Source organism: Brevundimonas huaxiensis, from assembly GCF_014218725.1.
GTDB classification, from domain to species: Bacteria; Pseudomonadota; Alphaproteobacteria; order Caulobacterales; family Caulobacteraceae; genus Brevundimonas; species Brevundimonas huaxiensis.
In genome coordinates this window covers 1-275 of the sequence record NZ_JABBJE010000034.1, presented here as the reverse complement: position 1 = coordinate 275, position 275 = coordinate 1, and the positions used below count along the sequence as shown (strand labels likewise).

General features: G+C 64.4%; 1 pseudogene. It reads left to right on the top strand.

Annotated elements, in window-relative coordinates:
- Positions 1-275 (top strand): annotated as a pseudogene (locus HF680_RS15765) (ABC transporter permease); the annotation flags it as partial.

Sequence of the window (275 nt, the reverse complement as noted above, 5' to 3'; positions counted from 1 at the left end):
AGCCGCGCCGCAATTCGCAACATGGAGGCGAGCGCCGGTGTTCGCGTGACCCATGCTCCGGCGACGATGACGGAGGCCATGGCCTTGATGCGACGTGGCGAGATTTACAGCGTCGCTCATTTTCCAGCAGATTTTTCTGACGGGGCGTTTCGTCGGCCGGAACAGGTGACCGTGTCGTTTAATGGCGCCTTCCAGACGGTCGGCGCCTTGTCGGCCTTGGGGCAGAGCGCGGCCATCGCATCAGCGGCCGGCCAGCAGTTGCAAGAACGCGCGCG